The organism is Lacticaseibacillus sp. 53-4 (genome assembly GCF_016861805.1).
GTDB lineage: Bacteria > Bacillota > Bacilli > Lactobacillales > Lactobacillaceae > Lacticaseibacillus.
Map to the genome: position 1 here is coordinate 91319 of NZ_BOLT01000001.1, position 20352 is coordinate 111670.

The 20352-nt window shown below is 55.2% G+C and carries 18 protein-coding genes; 1 reads left to right on the forward strand and 17 read right to left on the reverse strand.

Annotated features, from left to right (window positions below; translation table 11 throughout):
• Positions 1–2: 2 nt before the first annotated feature.
• Together yvcK and rapZ are read right to left on the reverse strand one after the other, a co-directional pair.
• A complete protein-coding gene (yvcK, locus tag JUF21_RS00485) occupies positions 3–1034 on the reverse strand; it encodes a uridine diphosphate-N-acetylglucosamine-binding protein YvcK (RefSeq protein WP_203662554.1) in 1032 nt (343 codons plus the stop codon).
• Complete coding sequence (gene rapZ / locus JUF21_RS00490; RefSeq protein ID WP_203662500.1) at positions 1034–1921, reverse strand: RNase adapter RapZ; 888 nt, start codon at positions 1919–1921, stop codon at positions 1034–1036. The genes yvcK and rapZ overlap by 1 nt, the downstream gene beginning before the upstream one ends.
• Positions 1922–2153: 232 nt before the next feature.
• Here rapZ and JUF21_RS00495 point away from each other — a divergent pair, with 232 nt between their 5' ends.
• Complete coding sequence (locus JUF21_RS00495) at positions 2154–3395, forward strand: ISL3 family transposase (RefSeq protein ID WP_203662502.1); 1242 nt, start codon at positions 2154–2156, stop codon at positions 3393–3395.
• 110 nt (positions 3396–3505) lie between these two features.
• Here JUF21_RS00495 and JUF21_RS00500 read toward each other — a convergent pair whose 3' ends face one another.
• From JUF21_RS00500 to pstB (JUF21_RS00570), 15 genes are all read right to left on the reverse strand, one after another.
• The gene (locus tag JUF21_RS00500; RefSeq protein ID WP_125755006.1) at positions 3506–4045 is read right to left on the reverse strand and encodes an HdeD family acid-resistance protein; all 540 of its coding nucleotides are present in this window, start codon (positions 4043–4045) and stop codon (positions 3506–3508) included.
• Between the two features lie 75 nt (positions 4046–4120).
• Complete coding sequence (gene uvrA / locus JUF21_RS00505; RefSeq protein ID WP_203623223.1) at positions 4121–6985, reverse strand: excinuclease ABC subunit UvrA; 2865 nt, start codon at positions 6983–6985, stop codon at positions 4121–4123.
• A 6-nt stretch (positions 6986–6991) separates the two neighbouring features.
• Positions 6992–9004, reverse strand: a complete 2013-nt coding sequence (gene uvrB / locus JUF21_RS00510) for an excinuclease ABC subunit UvrB (protein ID WP_125755008.1) — start codon at positions 9002–9004, stop codon at positions 6992–6994.
• Between the two features lie 135 nt (positions 9005–9139).
• Entirely contained in the window at positions 9140–9775 is a 636-nt protein-coding gene (locus JUF21_RS00515) for a YfbR-like 5'-deoxynucleotidase (protein ID WP_203623224.1), read from the reverse strand.
• Between the two features lie 113 nt (positions 9776–9888).
• Positions 9889–11607: a phospho-sugar mutase gene (locus JUF21_RS00520; RefSeq protein WP_203623225.1), complete on the reverse strand. Its 1719-nt coding sequence runs from the start codon at positions 11605–11607 to the stop codon at positions 9889–9891.
• A 225-nt stretch (positions 11608–11832) separates the two neighbouring features.
• The gene (gene trxB, locus JUF21_RS00525) at positions 11833–12801 is read right to left on the reverse strand and encodes a thioredoxin-disulfide reductase (RefSeq protein WP_203623226.1); all 969 of its coding nucleotides are present in this window, start codon (positions 12799–12801) and stop codon (positions 11833–11835) included.
• 52 nt (positions 12802–12853) lie between these two features.
• Positions 12854–13897 carry an NAD(P)H-dependent glycerol-3-phosphate dehydrogenase gene (locus tag JUF21_RS00530; RefSeq protein WP_203662504.1) on the reverse strand — a complete coding sequence of 348 codons (1044 nt, stop codon included), beginning with the start codon at positions 13895–13897 and terminating at the stop codon, positions 12854–12856.
• A gap of 10 nt (positions 13898–13907) precedes the next feature.
• Entirely contained in the window at positions 13908–14729 is an 822-nt protein-coding gene (lgt, locus tag JUF21_RS00535) for a prolipoprotein diacylglyceryl transferase (RefSeq protein WP_203623228.1), read from the reverse strand.
• Position 14730: 1 nt separating this feature from the next.
• On the reverse strand, positions 14731–15705 hold the full coding sequence (gene hprK, locus JUF21_RS00540; RefSeq protein WP_125755014.1) for an HPr(Ser) kinase/phosphatase: 975 nt from the start codon (positions 15703–15705) through the stop codon (positions 14731–14733).
• A gap of 108 nt (positions 15706–15813) precedes the next feature.
• Positions 15814–16158: a phage holin family protein gene (locus tag JUF21_RS00545; protein WP_203623229.1), complete on the reverse strand. Its 345-nt coding sequence runs from the start codon at positions 16156–16158 to the stop codon at positions 15814–15816.
• A complete protein-coding gene (locus tag JUF21_RS00550) occupies positions 16158–16457 on the reverse strand; it encodes a hypothetical protein (RefSeq protein ID WP_203623230.1) in 300 nt (99 codons plus the stop codon). The genes JUF21_RS00545 and JUF21_RS00550 overlap by 1 nt, the downstream gene beginning before the upstream one ends.
• 12 nt (positions 16458–16469) lie before the next feature.
• Entirely contained in the window at positions 16470–17915 is a 1446-nt protein-coding gene (gene liaX, locus JUF21_RS00555) for a daptomycin-sensing surface protein LiaX (protein WP_203623231.1), read from the reverse strand.
• 155 nt (positions 17916–18070) lie between these two features.
• Complete coding sequence (gene phoU, locus JUF21_RS00560) at positions 18071–18748, reverse strand: phosphate signaling complex protein PhoU (protein ID WP_125755018.1); 678 nt, start codon at positions 18746–18748, stop codon at positions 18071–18073.
• A 25-nt stretch (positions 18749–18773) separates the two neighbouring features.
• Positions 18774–19532 carry a phosphate ABC transporter ATP-binding protein PstB gene (gene pstB / locus JUF21_RS00565; RefSeq protein ID WP_203662506.1) on the reverse strand — a complete coding sequence of 253 codons (759 nt, stop codon included), beginning with the start codon at positions 19530–19532 and terminating at the stop codon, positions 18774–18776.
• A gap of 13 nt (positions 19533–19545) precedes the next feature.
• Positions 19546–20352 carry a phosphate ABC transporter ATP-binding protein PstB gene (gene pstB, locus JUF21_RS00570; RefSeq protein WP_203623232.1) on the reverse strand — a complete coding sequence of 269 codons (807 nt, stop codon included), beginning with the start codon at positions 20350–20352 and terminating at the stop codon, positions 19546–19548.

A 20352-nucleotide genomic window follows, 5' to 3' on the forward strand; every position in this document is an offset into this window, starting at 1 on the left:
ACTCACCGCTTTCTTTTTTTCATCGTGCCAACCTGAAAGGCCAGGTTCAAAATTTCGGACGCCACCTTGTCCCCATCGTGGAACACCCCACGGTCCCGCAGCTTCAGAAAATCAGCCGAGATGACGCGGCAGCCTAAGTCTCGCAGGCCTTGGTAGTCTGGGCGCACTGGCACCAAGATTTCGTTGTACTTCTGGGCATCCAGCGCATTCTTGGGCACCGGGGCAATGTTGACCAGTACCGTGTCAACAAAGTTGGCCCCCAGGTGCCGGTTCAACACCCGCACGTGGTCGGCATCGGTGAAACGCTCGGTCTCGCCCTTTTGTGTCATGATGTTGACGACATAAATGACTTCCGCGCGGGTCTTGAGCACCGCCTGGCCCAAGTTCTTGATCATCAAGTTAGGCAGCACGCTGGTGAACAGACTCCCTGGCCCCATCACCACGACATCCGCCGCCAAAATCGCGTCGATCACCTGTGGCATGGCCTCAGGTTCTTGGGCGTCATCGGTATCGGTGACCCAAACCCGCTTAATGTGCTTGCCGGCGGCCGTGATTTCAGCCTCACCAGCGAGAGTCGTGCCATCGGTGAACTCGGCGTGAAGCGTCAGCGGCCGGTTGCTGGCGGGATAGACATGGCCATCAACCTTCATGATGGACGACAGGGTTTGCACGGCCTGAAAAATACCCCCGCCCATTTCCGACAGCGCCGCGATGATCAGGTTGCCAATCGCATGGCCAGCAAAGAAACTATCACCGCTGTCAAAGCGGTATTGGAAGACCTGTTTCTCCAGCCCCGGCATGTCGGATAACGCCACCAGGACATTGCGAATATCGCCCGGCGGCACCACGTTGATGTAGTTGCGAATTACACCGCTTGAGCCGCCATCATCAGCCACCGTGACGACCGCCGTGACATCAGCATTTTGTTCACGCAGGCTTTTGACGATGACCGGCAGGCCCGTCCCGCCGCCGATGACGACAACCTTGGGCCGCCGGCCGCGGATGACGCGAATCGTTTTGGTTTCATTTGGCATCATGAACGGTTCACCGTCGCTTTCCGTTTATTGACATCGCGATGCGTAATGTCGACCGGATACCCGGCCGCCGCAAAGGCCTTGCCGACCCGCTCCGTGAATGCCACACTGCGGTGCTGACCGCCAGTACAGCCGATCGCGATGGTCACACTGCTTTTGCCCTCTTGTTTGTACTGCGGCATAATGCTGGCCAGCATCGTGTAAAACTGCTGGTAAAACGTCTCCGCCGCTGGGTTATCCATCACGTAATCGTAGACTTCCTGATCGCGGCCGTCGCGGTTGCGAAACTTCTGCACGTAATAGGGATTGGGCAAGAAACGCACATCCATCACGATATCGGCATCGATAGGCAAACCGTACTTGAAACCGAAGGACATCACTTCCAAGTGGAAGGTCGGGTGATCGGCCGATTTGGAGATGACGAAGAGCTTTTCGCGCAGCTGCCGCGGAGAAAGGTTGGTCGTGTCGATTACCACCTGGGCGCGGTTGCGCAGTTCGGTCAGCAGGCTGCGCTCCTTTTTGATGCCGTCCATCAGGCGGCCTTCCTGCGCTAAGGGATGACTGCGGCGGGTCTCCTTATACCGGGACACCAGCTCGGCATCCGTCGCGTCCAGAAACAGAATCTTGGTGGTGACAAACGACGTGTTGTCCAAGTTGGCCAGCATATCATTGATCTGGTCGTAAAAGGCGTGGCTGCGCAAGTCCACCACCAGCGCAATCTTGGTGATCTTGCCATTTTCCTTCATCAGTTCCCAGAACTTTGGCAACAGCGCCGGGGGCATATTGTCGACGGTGAAGTAACCCAAGTCCTCAAATGATTGCATGGCGACGGTTTTGCCGGCGCCGGACATGCCGGTGATCACCACGAGATCCATCGTGTCTGCCATCCTATCCCTTCTTTCTTTGCCCATTGTAACATGCCGGGCGTGTCATCAACAGCCCTGGCGTTCCCAACTTTTCACGGCACGAAAAAAGCGGGTCTACACTTTCTAGTGTTGGAGAAATCCAACGCCGAGAGTGTAGGCCCTTCTTTTAATGACAAAATTAAAAGGGCACCTACAAGGTCCCCCATGCTATGCTCTAAGCGTCTAAACCAAAAGCTAGCGAGGCGATTTGTCGATGTCCCAGTTCAATCCTACACTGTCGATTTTAGGAATACCAGATGCAAATATCCATGTCTCAAACGTTCGCGATGAATATCGTGGAACGGACGCGCGACGCCGCAAATACCATACAATCTTTGCGACGCTTTCCTATACGTTGAAACGCTGCCCACTGTGTGATTTTGAAGCTTTGCGGCCTAACGGTCACAAACTGACCCACATTCATGTCAAAGGGGCCACTGAGATTCCAACCATTCTGGATTTAAATAAGCAACGTTGGTGGTGCACTAACTGTCATCACTCAACGATTGCGAAGACCCCCTTGGTCCAGTTCAATCGTTCGATTGCCAGAGAAATCCAGGACTCCGTGTTAAAGCTTTCAATGAAGAACCTACCCCTGAAGACGATTGCCGCTATCATTGGGATCTCTGCCTCGTCCGTTCAACGCATCCTGAATACTAACGTCAAATATTGCCCTGCAAAAAAACTTCCAGAGCATCTTTGCTTTGATGAGTTTCGTTCGACTGGAAACATGATGTCCTTTATCTGCATCGATGGCGATAGCCATTCGCTGGTTTCACTGTTGGGTGATCGCTTGAATAAGACGATCAAGGACTTCTTCATTTCACATTACAGCCTCAAAGAGCGGAACGCGGTAAAGACAATCACTATGGACATGAATGCAGCCTATCAGCTCTTTATCCACGAAGTGTTTCCTCAATCCCAGATAATTATTGATCGATTCCATATCGTGCAGTTGCTCGGACGGGCGCTGGATCAAACCCGGATTGCGACACTGAAACAGATTGAAGATCACCATCTGCGCACCTACAAGGTGCTTAAAACCCAATGGCGCCTCTTTCACAAAGCTGAGCCGGATGCGATTCATACTCGCTATTTCTTTGGTCTCAACGAGTACATGACTGAGCAGAATGCCTTAGACATTGCGCTCAACGAGTATCCATCGCTAAAGTTCGTTTACGAAACATATCTGACCTTCCATAGCGCCTTGATGAACCAAGATACTCGTAAACTCTGGCATTTGTTAGATACTTATCGCAACACGGGTACACCGTTAGATATCGCAATGGAAACGTTGAGAAAGAACCGAGCAGGAGTCTTAGCCGCAACAGCCAGTCCTAGATCTAATGGCCGGATTGAGGGCGTCAACCGATTGATCAAATCATTGAAACGTTCCTGCTTTGGGTTCAGGAACCAAGGTAATTTCTTCGACCGTATCTATCAAATTACCGCATAAAACAACAAAGGAAGTCCCCTAAAAGAGAGGACTTCCAAGTGGATAAGATTTATTCTTCAACACCAGTTGACGTAGAGCCAAAAAAGCCGCCCCACAGGACGGCCGCATTCTCAAATCTGACGCCGCGCAAAAGCGGTGAGGAGCGCGTTGATTCCAAGAATCAAAAAGGCAGTGGCGAGTAGGACAATCAGTCCGACCGCCGCGACCACCGGCTGCATGATCAGCAGCAAGCTGACCAGCACCGCGAACAGGTCGAGCACCAAGGTCAGGATAAACCAACCGGTCCCAGCATCGCGCATGTGCCCGGCGTTGACCAAGTTGGCGATGCTGTCGACCAAAAACCATATGGCAAACAGGTATGCCAGCGTGATGGCCCCCGACTCAAGGTCAAACAGGAAGACCAGCCCCAGCAGTACGTCGAAAATTCCGGCAATCAAGCTGATCCATGCGAGGCCCCCAGTCAGTGCCCGTAATTTAGAGAAGCTGGCCAGCGTGGCGATGCCGCGAATGATGGCAACCAGCGCGAACAGGAAGGTCAATGTCGCCATCGTCGCGCCTGGGTGATTCACGACCACGATTGCCGCCAGGATCAAAGCGATCCCAGTGAAGAGCTCGCCCCAGTCAAAACCAAAGTGTGTCTGTCTAAACATAATTTGCCACCTCTTGCATTCATCATACCGACTCGGCTTTTAATGCACAAGGAAAACCCGGCGTCAGGCAATCGGCTAGCTTACCACCTGTTTGGCTGCACGCGCTTTGTCCCGCGCTAAGATCGGGCCGAGATACTGCCCGGTATATGAAGCTTTGACCTTGGCCACTTGCTCAGGCGTGCCAGTGGCAATCACCTGACCGCCGCCGTCGCCACCTTCCGGCCCAAGATCGATCAGCCAGTCAGCGGTCTTGATGACGTCGAGGTTGTGCTCGATCACCAGGACCGTGTTGCCTTCATCGACCAGCCGCTGAAGGACATCCAAGAGCTTGCGAATGTCGTCTGTGTGCAGCCCGGTCGTCGGCTCATCCAGAATGTAGAAATTCCGCCCAGTCGAGATCTTTTGCAGCTCAGAGGCCAGCTTCATGCGCTGCGCCTCGCCACCAGACAGCGTCGTGGCGCTTTGACCCATCTGAACATACCCCAAACCAACATCGACGATAGTCTGCAGCTTGCGCGCGATCTTGGGAATTGCCGCAAAAAACTTCACCGCTTCGTCCACGGTCATGTTCAATACGTCGGCAATGCTCTTGCCCTTGTACGTCACTTCAAGTGTTTCAGAGTTGTAGCGCGTCCCGTGGCAGACCTCGCAAGGCACGTACACGTCCGGCAGGAAGTTCATTTCGATCTTGATAATGCCGTCGCCTTTGCAGTGCTCGCAGCGGCCGCCCTTGACGTTGAAGGAGAACCGGCCCTGGGTGTACCCACGCAGCTTCGCCTCATTGGTTTGTGCAAACAAGGCGCGAATATCATTGAAAACGCCAGTGTAAGTCGCCGGGTTGGAACGCGGCGTGCGGCCGATGGGGCTCTGATCGATGTCGACCAGCTTCTCAATATTCTGCCAGCCCAGCACTTTATCGTACTTGCCTGGCTTTTCAGAATTGCGATACAGCTTTTGAGCCAAGGCGCGCTTCAAAATCGAGTTGACCAGCGTTGACTTGCCGGACCCGGATACCCCAGTGACGCCAATGAACTCGCCCAGGGGAAAGTCGACATTGATGTGTTTCAGGTTGTGCTCGGCGGCCCCAACGACTCGGATCACCTTGCCGTTGCCCGGCCGCCGGTGTTCGGGCACAGGGATAAACTTTTTCCCGGCCAGGTACTGACCAGTCAGCGACTTGCTGGAGCGCATCACCTGCTTCGGGGTGCCGGCCGCCATGATGTGGCCGCCGTTATCCCCGGCTCCGGGCCCGACGTCGATCAGGTAATCCGACGCCAGCATGGTGTCCTCGTCGTGTTCGACCACGATGAGGGTGTTGCCCAGATCGCGCATCTTCTTGAGCGAATTGATCAGTCGTGCGTTGTCGCGCTGATGCAGCCCAATTGAAGGCTCATCCAGAATGTAAAGCACGCCAGACAGGTTCGAGCCGATTTGTGTGGCCAGCCGGATGCGCTGTGCCTCGCCGCCGGACAGTGTGCCGGCGGAGCGCGACAGCGTCAGGTAGTCCAGGCCAACGTTCTCTAAGAACGTCAACCGGTCGTTGACCTCCTTCACGATGGGCTGAGCAATCACTTGCTGCGTCGGGGTCAGTTGAATGCTTTGGAAAAATGGCAACGCGTGCTTAATTGACAGGTTCGAGGCGTCGGCAATGTCTTTGCCCGCGACTTTGACTGCCAAAGCTTGCCGGTTCAGCCGCTTGCCGTGGCACACAGGGCAGACCAACGCGGTCATGTACTGGCGCATCTGGTCGGAGCCAAACGGCGAGTTGTTGGCGTGGTAGCGCCGCTCAATGTTCGGCAGCACGCCCTCAAATGGGGCTGTCACATCCCGCACCCCGCCAAAGTCCGAGTCGGCATGAAAATGAAACGGCTTGCCATGGCTGCCGTTGAGCACAATGTCGCGCTGGCGGTCGGTCAGCTTGTTGAACGGCTTATCGATGGGGATCTTAAACGCCTTGCATGCCTGCTCCAACATGGCTGGATAGTACGTGGAGGAAGCCGAATACCAGGCCGCAATAGCGCCTTGCTGAATCGACTTGGTCTGATCCGGCACGACCAGGTCAACGTCAACGGTCAGCTTTTCGCCTAAACCGTCACACTCGGGGCACGCCCCAAACGGTGCGTTGAACGAAAACAGCCGCGGCTCCAACACCCCAATGGTGAACCCGCACAGGGGACAAGCAAAATGCTCGGAGAAGACCAAGGGCTCCCCGCCGATCACATCCACGTTGGCATACCCTTCAGACAGCCGCAGCGCCGCCTCGAACGAATCAAACAGGCGCGAACGATTATCAGCATCCCCGTGCTTGACCACGATCCGGTCGATCACAATATCAATGTCGTGATTCTTGTTTTTGTCCAGTTCTACGTCGGCGTTAGCGTCCATGATCTCACCATCGACGCGCATCCGCACGTAGCCTTCACGCACAATTTTTTCCAGGACCTTCTTGTGTGAGCCCTTTTTGCGCCGGACTACTGGTGACAGAATCTGAATGCGACTCTGGTCTGGGAGCTTCTGCACGCGGTCAACCATCTGCTCAACGCTCTGGCTGGAGATCACGGTCCCGTCATTAGGACAGATTGGCGTGCCGATGCGCGCCCAGAGCAGCCGCAAGTAGTCGTTGATTTCCGTCACCGTGCCAACTGTGGACCGCGGGTTTTTTGAAGTGGTCTTCTGATCAATCGAAATCGCCGGGCTGAGGCCATCAATGGAGTCCACATCCGGCTTGTCCATTTGACCCAAAAACTGCCGGGCATACGCCGAGAGGCTCTCCACATACCGCCGCTGGCCTTCAGCGTACAGCGTGTCAAAAGCCAAACTGGACTTACCAGAGCCGCTCAGGCCCGTCATGACGACCAGTTTATTTTTGGGAATCGTCACGTCAATGTTCTTCAGGTTATGGGCTCTTGCCCCGTGGATCACAATTTTATCGTTCGCCATAAATCCTCACTTTTCTGCTTCCAATTCCAAAATCGTATCACGCAGCGTGGCCGCCTGCTCGAAGTCGAGCTTCTTGGCTGCGGCTTCCATCTGGGTCCGCAGGTTGCCGATCAGCTGCTTGCGGTCGGCCTTGCTCATGTCGTGCAAATCGACTTCCGCAAAGCTGCGGTCCTTGTCCGGATCCGCGTTGCCGCTGGTGTCCACCGCAGAAATCGCGTCCCGAATCGGTTTGACGATGGTCGTTGGGGTGATGTGGTGCTTCTTATTAAACGCCATCTGAATCGTGCGCCGGCGCTTGGTTTCATCGATCGCGCCCTTCATCGAATCCGTCACGGAATCCGCGTACATGATGACCTTCCCGTGCTCGTTGCGACTTGCGCGGCCAATGGTCTGGATCAGCGATCGCTCCGCGCGCAAGAAGCCTTCCTTATCCGCATCCAAGATCGCGATCAAAGACACTTCAGGCACATCGATCCCTTCGCGCAGCAGGTTGATGCCGACCAGCACGTCGTACTTGCCAAGCCGCAGGTCGCGGATAATCTGGGTCCGTTCTAGGGTTTTAATGTCCGAGTGCAGGTAAGCGACCTTGATGCCCTCTTCTTTCAGGTAATCAGTCAGATCCTCGGCCATTTTCTTGGTCAAAGTGGTCACAAAGACGCGCTCGTTGTGCTCGACGCGCTTATTGATTTCCGACGTCAAGTCATCGATTTGGCCCATGATCGGCCGTACTTCGATTTCAGGATCGAGCAGCCCGGTTGGCCGAATGATCTGCTCGGCGATGTCTTCTTTCGGCACGCGGTCCAGTTCGTAAGGGCCAGGGGTCGCGCTGACGTACAGGATCTGGTTGACGTGCTGCTCAAACTCGTTCAGCTTCAGCGGGCGGTTGTCCAGCGCGCTAGGCAGGCGGAATCCATAATCGATCAGCGTCTGTTTGCGGGCGCGGTCACCATTATACATGGCGCGCACCTGCGGCATGGTGACGTGGCTTTCATCGACCATGATCATGAAGTCTTTCGGGAAAAAGTCCAGCAGCGTGTACGGCGGCTCGCCAGCCTTGCGTCCTTCCATGTGGCGCGAGTAGTTCTCAATGCCGTTGGTGTAACCCATCTCCCGCAGCATCTCAATATCATAATTGGTCCGTTGCTCCAGCCGCTGGGCCTCAAGCAGCTTGCCCTGATCCTGCAGCTCCTTCAGCCGCTGGGTCAGTTCCTTGGAAATACTTTCGATTCCTCGTTCCATGGCGTCGTCAGAGGTCATGAAGTGCGTCGCCGGGAAAATGGACACCTGCTCGCGTTCGCCCACGACTTCTCCAGTCAAGGCATCGACCTCGGTGATGCGATCCACTTCATCGCCGAAAAACTCAACGCGGATCGCGTGGTCGTCCCGGCTAGCCGGGAAGATTTCAACGACGTCGCCGCGGACGCGGAACCGCCCCCGCTGAAAATCGATATCATTACGCTCAAACTGAATGTCGACCAGCTGCCGCAGTAGTGTATTGCGGTCAATTTCCATGCCCTTGCGAATCGACAGCACGTGGTCGCGGTACTCCGTTGGCGACCCCAACCCGAAGATGGAGGACACGGAAGCCACGACGATCACATCATTGCGCTCAAGCAAGGCCGCCGTCGCGCTGTGGCGCAACTTATCGATTTCATCGTTGATCGCTGAGTCTTTTTCGATGTACGTGTCAGAACTTGGCACATAGGCTTCCGGCTGATAATAGTCGTAGTAGGAAACAAAGTACTCCACCGCGTTGTGCGGGAAGAACTGCTTAAATTCGCCATAGAGTTGGCCTGCCAGCGTCTTGTTGTGCGACAAAATCAGGGTCGGCTTGTTCAAGTTGGCAATCACATTGCTCATTGTGAAAGTCTTCCCGGTCCCAGTGGCTCCCAGCAGGATCTGCTCTTTTTTGCCGTCTTTAAAGCCCTTGGTCAGCTTGGCGATGGCTTCGGGTTGGTCTCCGGCCGGTGCATAGGGTGAGACCAAATCAAATTTCTTATCCGCGATTCGTGTGATCATCTGATTACCTCCAGTGGCCGACCGCCGCAGTGGGCGATTATCATGGGCCTGGCAACAAAAAAGTCGGAACCGAGATCCCAACTTTTGACTGACACTTATTATACCATAGCGAACAAATATTCGTGCTCGCGTTCTTTACTTTTTTGCCATCACCGAGCGGGTCAACTTCTTCAGCATGTCGCGATCGGCAAACTCCTCGTTCAACATATCCGGCAAGATCTCTTTGAGAAAATACTGGACGCTTGGCCGCGCTTCGAAGCTCATGATAACGCTCAAGCTTTCCGTGTAAATATTGACGAACACGCGCTCAGGGTTGCCCTTTTCGATTTCACCGAAGGACTCGTAAAGCAGATCCACCTTGTCAGAAATGCTGAGGATTTGCCCTTCCAGCGTCTCATCTTTGCCCTCACCCAGTCGGCGGCGGTAGATGTCCTGGTATTCGGCCGGAATCTCGTTTTGAATAAAGTTTTCAGTCATCGATTCTTCAACATCGGCCAGCATCGCGCGCAAGGCTGGCGTGGCGTACTTGACCGGGGTCTTGATGTCACCGATGAACCGCTCCGTGTAATCGTGGTTCAAGGCCTTTTCGTACAACATCTGCCAGTTGACCTGGTTGCCTGCGTGCTCTTCGATGTCGCCCAGCATCTGGGCGATCTCGGCCACCTTGAACGAGTGCGCGGCCACGCTGTGCTCAGCGTACTTGAAGAAACCCGGCGCGCGGCGCAGCGTCTCTAAATTACCTAACCCCTGGATGTACTGATGCATGCCCATGATGCAGCCCCCCTGACGTAAATTTTGAACAGCTTACCACGCCCACCGAAAGGATTCAAGCCTGCTCAGCATCGCGAATCAAAAAGGGCCTCCCGAAGAGGTCCTCATGATGATTACGAATTCTTGAAAGCAGTCAAGGCGTCCTCAAAGGCAGCCAGCTTCTTGTCGGCAACGTCTTTGGAATCGGCGACTGTGCCGACGTAGAACTTGACCTTAGGCTCAGTCCCGGAAGGCCGGATCGCGATCCACGTGCCGTCGGCCAAAATGTACTTCAGCACGTCGGATACGGGCATGGCAATCGGGGTCACCTGACCAGCGGCGTCTGTGGTTTGCTGAAGCTTGTAATCTTCGGTCGAAATCACCTTGACACCGGCAAACTCGGCCGGGCTTTCCTCACGGAACTTGGTCATCAAAGCAGCCATTTCCTTCGGGCCCTCAAGGCCTGGGAAGTCCAAGCCCACGGTCTTTTCGGCAAAGTGACCGTAGCGGTCGTACAGGGCTTGAATGCCATCCCACAGCGTCTTGCCCTGCGACTTGTAATACGCGGCAACTTCCGCGAGCAGCACGGTCGACTGAATCGCATCCTTATCGCGGACAAACGGCTTGATCAAGTAGCCATAGCTCTCCTCAAACCCGAACAGAAACTCATGACTACCGGTTTCCTCGTACTGCTTGATTTGATCGCCGATAAACTTAAAGCCAGTTTCAACGTTGATCATCTCAACGCCATAATCCTTCGCAATGGCTGTTGCCAGCTCTGTCGACACGATTGACTTGACTACCGCGCCGTTGGCCGGCAAAGTGCCCGCCTGCTTGCGTGCCTCCAGAATGTAGTGAAGCAGTAAACTGGCGATTTGATTGCCGGTCAGCAGCTGATAGCTGCTGCCGGTCCACACTGCGGTGCCGAGGCGATCGGCATCCGGATCCGTGGCAATCAGGACATCCGCGTGACTCTTTTTGCCCATTTCAATGGCCAAGTCAAACGTCTGCGGAAATTCTGGGTTGGGGAAGGGCGTGGTTGGGAACTCCGGGTCAGCGGTGGACTGCGGCAACACGAGTTCGAAGTTTTCAAACCCGGCGTTGCGCAGCACCATCTGAGCGGGGATTCGGCCGGTGCCGTTCAACGGCGAGTAAATCAGGCTCATGTCCTTGCCGACGGTCTTGACCAAGTCCGCGTTGATCGTCACGGTGCCAACGGCGCGGTAATAGGCCTCGTCCACGCCTTCGCCGATGATGTGCATCAGGTCCTTCGCCCGCAGTTGATGAACATCCATCACCTTGACCCCGAACAGGTCCGTGACACTCCGGACGTACGCCGTAATCTTGTCGGACTCTTCCGGCGGCATTTGACCGCCATCCGGGCCATAAATCTTGTAGCCGTTGTACTGTTTCGGGTTGTGGCTGGCCGTGATCATGATGCCGGCGTAAGTCTTCAGTTCACGCACCGCAAAAGACAGCTCCGGTGTCGGGCGCAGGCTGTCGAACACAAAGCTTGGAATCTCATGCTCGCCCAGGACCGCCGCGGCCTCAAGGGCAAATTGCTGGCTCATGTAGCGGGAGTCGAACGAAATGGCCACGCCGTGCTGCTTTTGCGCGGTTGACAAGGTGTCCATGAATCGTGCCAGGCCCTCGGTCGCCTGCCGCACCGTGTAAATGTTCATTCGGTTGATCCCGGCCCCAATAATGCCGCGCATCCCCGCCGTGCCAAAACTCATCGGCGCCGTGAAGGCCTCTTCCTGCGTGGTCTCATCCATTGTTTGCAGCTCAGCTTTGAGCGCTGCATCCAGGGTGGGCTCGTTCAGCCACGCCTGGTAGTTTTCCTTATATCCCATGTGATCAGCTCCTGTCTTTTATTCAGGCTGCGATTGACACGCCTATTGTAACCCCGAACCACGAATAAAGCGCGCGCAAACGCCTCCTCACACACTTCGCAGGCCCGGCTTTCCCTCATTTATTATTGCACAGCCAGTTTTTGATGCAATCAGGACGCGGCAACTCTCATCACCGTCCAAGAAAAAACACCGACTGCCAAAAGTGGCGACCGGTGTAGCTTTAATCTAGTTTTGCTCGGCGGAAGGCACAGCGCCCGCCTGTAATTGTGCGTCTTGCAAACTTTGAATGTAATTAAAAGCACTTTGACCGGCCTGGCCGCCTTCACCGACCGCCGTTGCGATTTGGCGCAGGTTCTTAGCCCGAACGTCGCCGATGGCAAAAATGCCAGGGACCTGGGTCTCCATAAGTTCGTTAGTTGGGATCCAGCCCGCGTCATCAAGCACGTCAACGTGCTTGAAACTGTCGGTCAGCGGTTTGATGCCGACGTAGATGAACACACCGGAAGCTGGAAGCACTTTATCTTCGCCAGTTTCCTTGTCGTGATAACGTACGCCAGTGACTTTATTGTCATCGCCCAAGATTTCCTCAGTTTGCGCGTTCCAGACAAAATGCATTTTGGGGTTGGCAAACGCCCGCTGCTGAATGATTTTCTGCGCGCGCAGCTGGTCGCGGCGGTGAATCACCGTCACTTTAGACGCCAGCCCTGCGAGGTATAGCCCTTCTTCAACCGCGGAATCGCCGCCACCGATCACGGCGACCTCCTGGCCCTTGAAAAATGCCCCGTCGCAAACCGCGCAGTATGAAACGCCGCGGCCGCCGTATGCTTCCTCACCAGGCACGCCGAGCTTACGGTGCTCAGCGCCGGTGGCGATGATCACCGCTTTGGCCTGGTACTCGCCTTCATCTGTGACCACGGTCTTGATTTTGCCGTCATCGGTCAAATCGGTGACATTCCCGTACGCATACTCGGCACCAAACTGCGTGGCCCCGTCGTACATCTGTTGGCCGAGTTCTGGCCCCAGAATCGACTTAAAACCAGGATAGTTCTCCACAGCCGCGGTGTTATTCATTTGGCCGCCGTAAATCCCCCGGTCAAGCATGAGCACCGACAGGTTCGCGCGCGACGCATACAGCGCCGCGGTCATCCCGCCGGGGCCAGCACCGATCACGATCACATCATATTGTTTTGCCATGGCAAACACTCCTTCGCCGCATTTTTGCTTACGTTTTGTAAGTCTTTAGTTACTATACCTGCTTTGGCGTGGTTTGTAAAGTCAGCCCAAAGTCAAATTCCGGTTTGCCTTCGCGCGCCATCAGATCTGTAATCACGGTTTTGATTGGAGCACCCTGGTACAGCACTTGATAGATGCCTTCGGAAATCGGCATATCGCAGTCTTGATCCTTGGCCAACTCGTGCACCACCTTCGCAGTGGATACACCTTCGACAACCATGCCCATGTTGGCGAGCACGTCTGAAAGCTTTTTCCCTTGCCCGAGCGCATTGCCGGCGCGCCAGTTGCGACTGTGCACGCTGGTGCAGGTCACGATCAAATCGCCAACCCCAGACAGCCCGATGAAGGTCATCGGATTGGCCCCCATGTGCGTGCCTAATCGAGTAATCTCCGCCAGCCCGCGGGTCATCAGTGCCGCCTTTGTATTGTCGCCATAGCCCAGCCCGTGCAAGGCCCCGGCGCCGATCGCGATGACATTTTTCAGCGCCGCGCCCAGCTCAACGCCAAGGACGTCTGTATTGGTGTACAGCCGGAAATAGTCATTCATGAACAGCTTCTGGACGGCCTGGGCGGCGGCCAGATTCGATGAGGCGACAGTCAGCGTGGTGATGTCCTTGGTGGCCACATCTTCTGCATGACTAGGGCCTGAAATCACCACGGGCCCACGGTATGCCCCGACTGGCAGCACCGCTGCCAGCACCTCGGAGACCCGCAGCTTGGTGCCCAGCTCCAGCCCCTTGGCCGCATGGGCAACGATGGGCTGGCCTTGAAGCAGCGGTTTGACCTGCTCGGCGACGCTGCGGATCGCGTTAGTCGGCACCACAAACAGGATCACGGTCGCCCCGGCCACCGCTTCTGCTAGGTCACTAGTCGCCCGCAGGCCCTCGTGCAGCACGAAATCAGGCAGATAGTGCTGATTATGATGGGTCTCGTTGATTTCCGGGACCTGCTTTTGATCATGGGTCCATAAGGCAACATTCAACCCATTTTCCACCAGCAAATTGGCCAGCACCGTGCCCCAAGAGCCAGCGCCAAGTACCGCAATTTTATCAGTCACAAGATCACTCCTATAAGTTATTCAGCGAAAAACCGTCCATGTACCAAGGGACATCCTTGTGGCGCCGCCAAAGCACCAAGGCCAGCGCGCTGACAAACAGCACCACCGACAACAGCTGCGACACCCGCAGACCCGGCATCAAATAAAGGCTGTCCGTGCGCATACCCTCGACAAAAAAACGCCCGAAGCTGTACCACATGACGTAACTCAGCAGAATTTCGCCTCGCTTGAACCACCCCTTGTGGTGGCGAACCGTCATGATCAGCACAAACCCGATCAAATTCCACATCGACTCGTACAGAAAAGTGGGCTGCCGATAAGCACCGGCGATGTTCATCTGCTGAATGATAAATTCCGGCAGGTGCAGACCTCGCAAGTACGCAAGCGTGGTCTTAGCCCCGAACGCTTCCTGATTCATGAAGTTGCCCCAGCGGCCGATGCTTTGCGCGATCATGACCGTTGGCGCCGCAATGTCGAGCACCAGCCACGCGGGCAGCCACTTGACCCGGCAGTAAATCAGAAACACGATCACGCTGGCAATCAGTGCCCCGTAAATCGCGATACCGCCGTTCCAGATGGCAATAATCTGGCTTGGGTGCGCGCTGTAGTAGGACCACTCAAAGGCCACGTAGTAAAGCCGTGCGCCCACCAGCGCAAATGGCAACGCCCACAGGACGAGGTTGATGATGTGATCTTCCCCGATCCCGCGGGCGTTTGCTTCACGTGTCGCCAGCCAGACGGCCAGCAATACCCCGCAGGCGATGATCACGCCGTACCAGTGGATCTCCAGCCCGCCGAGCTTCAGTGCAATTGGATTTAATGCTGCAACCATACTATCCCTCGCTATCGGTCGAATCTTTGGCGTCTGCCCGATCGGCCTGTTCGTTTGATTTGATCAGGTGATTTAAGTTGTTCTCAAAAGTCTTGGTCGCGTCGTACCCCATCGACTTGGCGCGGAAGTTCATCGCCGCAACTTCAATGATCGACGCCAGATTGCGCCCGACTTTGACCGGAATGGTGATTTTCGGCACGCTCACGTCAAAAATCTGCTGGCTCTGCTCACCGGAGCCCAGCCGATCGAATTGCTTGTCCTTGGTCCAGTTCTCCAGGTGCACGATCAGGTCAATGTTCGCGTGGGACCGCACTGCCCCGGCGCCAAACAGGTTCATCACATCGATGATGCCCAGCCCCCGAATTTCAAGCAGGTGAGCCAAAATGGCTGGCGCCTCGCCGACAATCGTTTGCTCGTCTTTTTGGTACACGTCGACGCGGTCATCAGCAATCAGCCGGTGCCCCCGCTGAATCAACTCCAGCGCGGTCTCAGACTTGCCGACACCGGAATCACCAGTAATCATGACGCCCAGTCCGTACAAGTCGACTAACACGCCGTGCATACTTTGCCGTTCGGCCAGGCGGCTTTCCAGGTAGTCAGTCAGCAGACTGGACAGTCGGGTGGTGGGCAGCTTTGACCCAAGCACCGGCACGTGTGCCGCATCCGCGGCCTCGAGCATCTCTGGCAAAGGCGCAATGCCGCGTGAAACCAAAAACGCTGGTGTGTCTTCGGACGCCATGCGTTTCAGGATCACCAGCCGCTCAGCAGCCGTCATGTTGCGGGCAAAGGCGCTTTCCGTGCGGCCAAACAGCTGGATCCGCTCGTGCGGATAGTAGTTGAAATAGCCCGTCAGTTCAAGCCCCGGTCGGGAAATATCACTCACGACCACCTGACGTTCCGCCAGATAAGGCTCACCGCTGTACACGAGTAAGTTGATGTCTTTGACCAACTGCTTGACTGAGACTTGGTCTGCCATTAGATCCACCCTGCCTTTCATTCATTGCTATCAGTGTATCATCACTGCTCAAAACTTAACAGTGGTGCGGCCATCAGAAAAAGCCAGGCACTCATGCCTGGCTCTCGCTTAGCGATCTCTTCTGGGTTCGCCTAAAGTCGCATTCACGACACTGACAATCAAGGCGAAGATCATTTGACTGCCGAAGCTGAAAAACGAAATGCCTGGCACGAACTGCGTCATCAAGACTACCATCAAAGCGTTCAGCACCAGTAGCGATAGGCCTAGAGTCAGAATCGTCAGCGGCAGTGTCAGCAGCTTCAGTACCGGCTTAAGCAGCCCGTTCAGCAGTCCCAGAATCACTGCTCCTGCCAGCGCAGCCTGCCAGTCGGCCACATACAGCTGATTAGGCAGCAGTTCGGCGTAAACAATGAACACCGCCATGGTCAGCAGCACTTTGCGGATAAACCCCATTAAAAATCACTCCAGTCATCATGATGGGATTCCCGCTGATGGTGTGACTCTTCCTTCACGTGCTCGGCGGGTTTGACCCCCGGCTTGAGGTAAGTTTGCCAGTCGCGGTGATCATGCCGGTCTGGCCGCGGCGCCCGGCCAGGCTGGCGGCGCACCAGCCACCAAATCAGAAGGCCAATCAAAACGGGCCAAATTAAAATGTGGAGCAGTGCGATCCCGACAAATAGGCTAAAACCGATGACGAGCACCAATGCGACACCGACGATGATCAAAATGATGGGTAAGAATAACAGTGGCATTTTGTCACCCCTTTACTTCGTCAAATCGGTATCTTTGAGCTGAATCGTCCCCGTCGACACCGTTGCCTTCAGCGTGCCGACTCCGGTTCCCGGCCGATCGAGCGAAAGCGCCTTGGTTTTGCCGTCGGCTGCCACGCCGGTCATGCGACTCTTGATGCTGCCAAAACGGGTCCGCGCTTCGCCGGCAACGGCGACGCTGGCAGGCACCGCAAGCTTCACGTCCCCATTAACAGAACTGGCCGTCAGCGCCTTGAAGTCACTCACCAAAGTCGTCCGAATCGTCCCGTTGACAGTTTTAAGCTCCAGCGTCTTGGCATCGCCTTTGAACTTGATGTCGCCGTTAACCGCATCGATCACCAGGTCGTGCACTTGACCGTTGATCTTCACGCTCCCGTTGACCCCTTCCGTTTCCAGCATCACTGCGGTCAAACCGGAGAAAGTCAGGTCACCATTGGTGCTCTTGGCAAAGAAGTCTTTGCCGGCCAGATTGTTGACCTTCAGATTGCCGTTGAGCAAACGCAGGGACACGTGATCGTAGTCGCGCTTCGGCACCGTGATGGTCAAATCAGCCTGAATCCGTTTGTTGGGCACTTGGAAAATCAGGTGATCATCCGTTACTTCGACCCGGCTTCGGTCAAGAAAGGCCTGAAGCGGCGATTCGCCAGCCATCTTGCCGTACAGCTTAATGTCCGCTTGGATCGTGATATCCGCGCCCTCGCCTTCAACTAAGGTGACATCACCGTTTGCAAGCTTGACGTCGATGATCGACGCCTGACTGTTCGGGTAGGTGAAGGTGTGGCTGAACTTCTCAGTGGCTAGGCCTGGCACCTTGATGTTGACGTCTTTCCAGTCCACGTTGTCCAAAACGGAACTGACCGTCTTTTTGACCATCGACCCAATTTGATTGGTGGTCACGCTGACGGTCTTGCCAAGGTCATTCAGGGCATCCTTGGTCTGATCCTGCCAGTCATCGGGCAAAATGCCAGCCAAACTCTGCTTGGTCAACACGCGCTTTTGGCGGTGCAACTCGCCCAGCTGCTGGCGAAGCTGTTCCTGTTGGTCGGCAAGCTGGACCAGCTTTTCGCCCAGCTGCTCGTTTTCGCGCTTCAAGCTGCCACGCTCTTCATACTTTTCGGGAGTCAGCGTGTCCAGATCTTCCATTGTGTCGAGCACGATGATCTGTTCCTTATTCGCTGCCACCTTTGCTTGCGTTTTTTTGATCTGGTTGCTTGTTGCGTCCAAATTGCCATTGATTTCGGCAATTTTAGTATTCAGTTTGGTGAGCGCGGAGTCTTCAGCAGGTGCTTTGCGGGCTTCACTCGCTTGCCCTGCTGGCTGCGCCTGTTCGCCCTGTGGCGCGCTTTGCTTCTTGGCCATGTTCTCTAACAGGACCAAGGCTTCTTCGCTCGTGATCACACCTTGTTTAACTAAATCTAGGATCCGTTCACGTTCATTCATGAGATTTACCTCCAGGGTTTCTGACTACTGCTTGTAGTTATAGTATGGTCGGTCCCCATGAAAAATGCATAGGTCCTAAGGTTGATTTTGCCCCCCGTCTCGAGCAGAAGGTGCGGGGGACCAAAAAAAGGCGGTCGCCCGCCTTTAGTCTTTATTTAGAAGCCGTCTTCTTTCGCGTTTGAGTTGAGTTCCAGCAACTTGCCGGTCTTCAGGTACAAGATCCACTCGCAGATATTGGTCACATAATCGCCGATGCGTTCCAAGTAAGAGGACACCAGCATGTAATCCATCGAACCCACAATGGTGTCGGCATCCCGGGTCATCTCATCGATGCAGAGGTAGTAGATCTGACTGGAGAAGTCATTGATGCCATGGTCTTCTTCGGCAATCTGCCGGGCAGCATCGCCGTCCTCTTTGACGTATGCATCAAGGACCTGCTCGACCATTTCCTTGACCGCAGCGGCCATCTGGGCGATGACGCGTTCGATTTCGGGCACTCGAGTCTCACCCTTCACTCGGATCGTAGACTTGGCGATGGACACCGCATGGTCGCCCATCCGCTCCAAGTCCGAGCTTGCCTTCATGATCGTGACGATCATGCGCAGGTCGGACGTCACCGGCTGCTGCAAGGCGATCATTTCAAAGCTGCGTTTTTCCAGGTCGACTTCTCGCTTGTTGATGTGGAAGTCGTTGTCGATCACAGAGTGCGCCAGCGTCTTATCGTGATTGACGAACGCCTTCACCGAATCAAAAATGGCCTCATTGACCATCATGCCCATCTCCGAAAAGCGCGCGTGCAAATCATTGAGCTCATCTGAAAATAGTCGCCGCATGCCGTTTTCCTCCTTGGTCCCGAACTTAGCCGAACCGGCCGCTCAGGTAATCTTCCGTCTCTTTTTGTTTTGGGGTCAGGAACATTTTCTTTGTGTCGTCGAATTCCACCAACCGGCCTTGAAGAAAAAAGGCGGTTTTGTCTGAGATTCGCGAGGCCTGATGCATGTTGTGCGTCACAATGATGATTGTATACTGATCCCGCAGTTCCAGCAGCATATTTTCAATTTGCGTGCTCGAAATCGGGTCAAGCGCCGAGGTGGGCTCATCGAGCAGGATCACTTCCGGTTGCACGGCCAGTACGCGCGCGATGCAGACCCGCTGCTGCTGACCACCTGACAGGGAAAGCGCACTGTCATGGAGCTTATCATTGACCTCATCCCAGATCGCTGCCTGTTTCAAACTGGTTTCGACCGCCGCGTCCAATGTGGTGCGGTCCTTCACGCCCGCCAGGCGCAGCCCGTACACCACGTTGTCATAAATCGAAAATGGAAACGGGTTGGGCTGTTGGAACACCATCCCCACCCGCTTGCGCAGGGCCACCACGTCGGTGTCCGGCGCGTAGATGTCCTGGTCTTCCAACCGGATATCACCGGTGATTTTGACGCCGGGGATCAAGTCGTTCATCCGGTTGAGGATGCGCAGGTAAGTCGACTTGCCGCAGCCGCTGGGACCGATCATGGCGGTGATTTCGTGTTCGTTAAAGTCTAGATCAATGCCGGTCAGGGCTTCAAAATTGCCGTAGAAGAGGTGAACGTCTTTGCTGGTGATCACTTTGGTTTTCATGAGCTCCCCCTTCCTAGCCGAAGTGGCCGGACACATAATCATCGGTCGCCTGAATTTTCGGCCGCGTAAAGATTTTTCTGGTTTCGTCGTACTCAATCGCGGTACCGGAGTAGAAAAAGGCTGTGTAGTCACTGATGCGGGCCGCCTGCTGCATGTTGTGGGTGACGATGATGATTGTGTAATGGTCCTTCAGCTGAAGCAAGGTGTCCTCCACCGTCGATGTGGAAATCGGATCCAGCGCGCTGGCCGGTTCGTCCAGAAGCAGGATATCCGGCTTCATGGCAATGGCGCGCGCAATGCATAAGCGCTGCTGCTGGCCGCCGGAAAGCGCCAGCCCACTCTGGTTCAGGTCATCTTTGACTTGGTCCCACAAAGCGGCGTCTTTGAGACTCTGCTCAACCAGCTCATCGAGTTTTTCTTTGTTGTGCTCGCCGAAGCGTTTCGGCGCAAAAGTGATGTTGTCATAAATCGACTTGGCAAATGGGTTGGGCCGCTGAAACACCATGCCGATGTGCTTGCGCATCTCGTAGACGTCCACTTGCTTGGAGTTGATGTCAATGTCCCGGTACATGATTTGGCCGGTGACCCGCGCACCTTCGATGGTGTCGTTCATCCGGTTGAGCGACCGCAAAAACGTCGACTTGCCCGAGCCGGACGCGCCAATCAGCGCAGTGATCTTGTAACGCTCAAACGGCAACGACACGCCGTGAATGGCCTCGTGGTCGCCGTAAAACACCTTCAGATCATGCGTGGCCAGCGCAATTTCCTGACCCTCGTCGAACGGCTTGATGAAGGTATCAGTCAATGAATAATTTTGCAT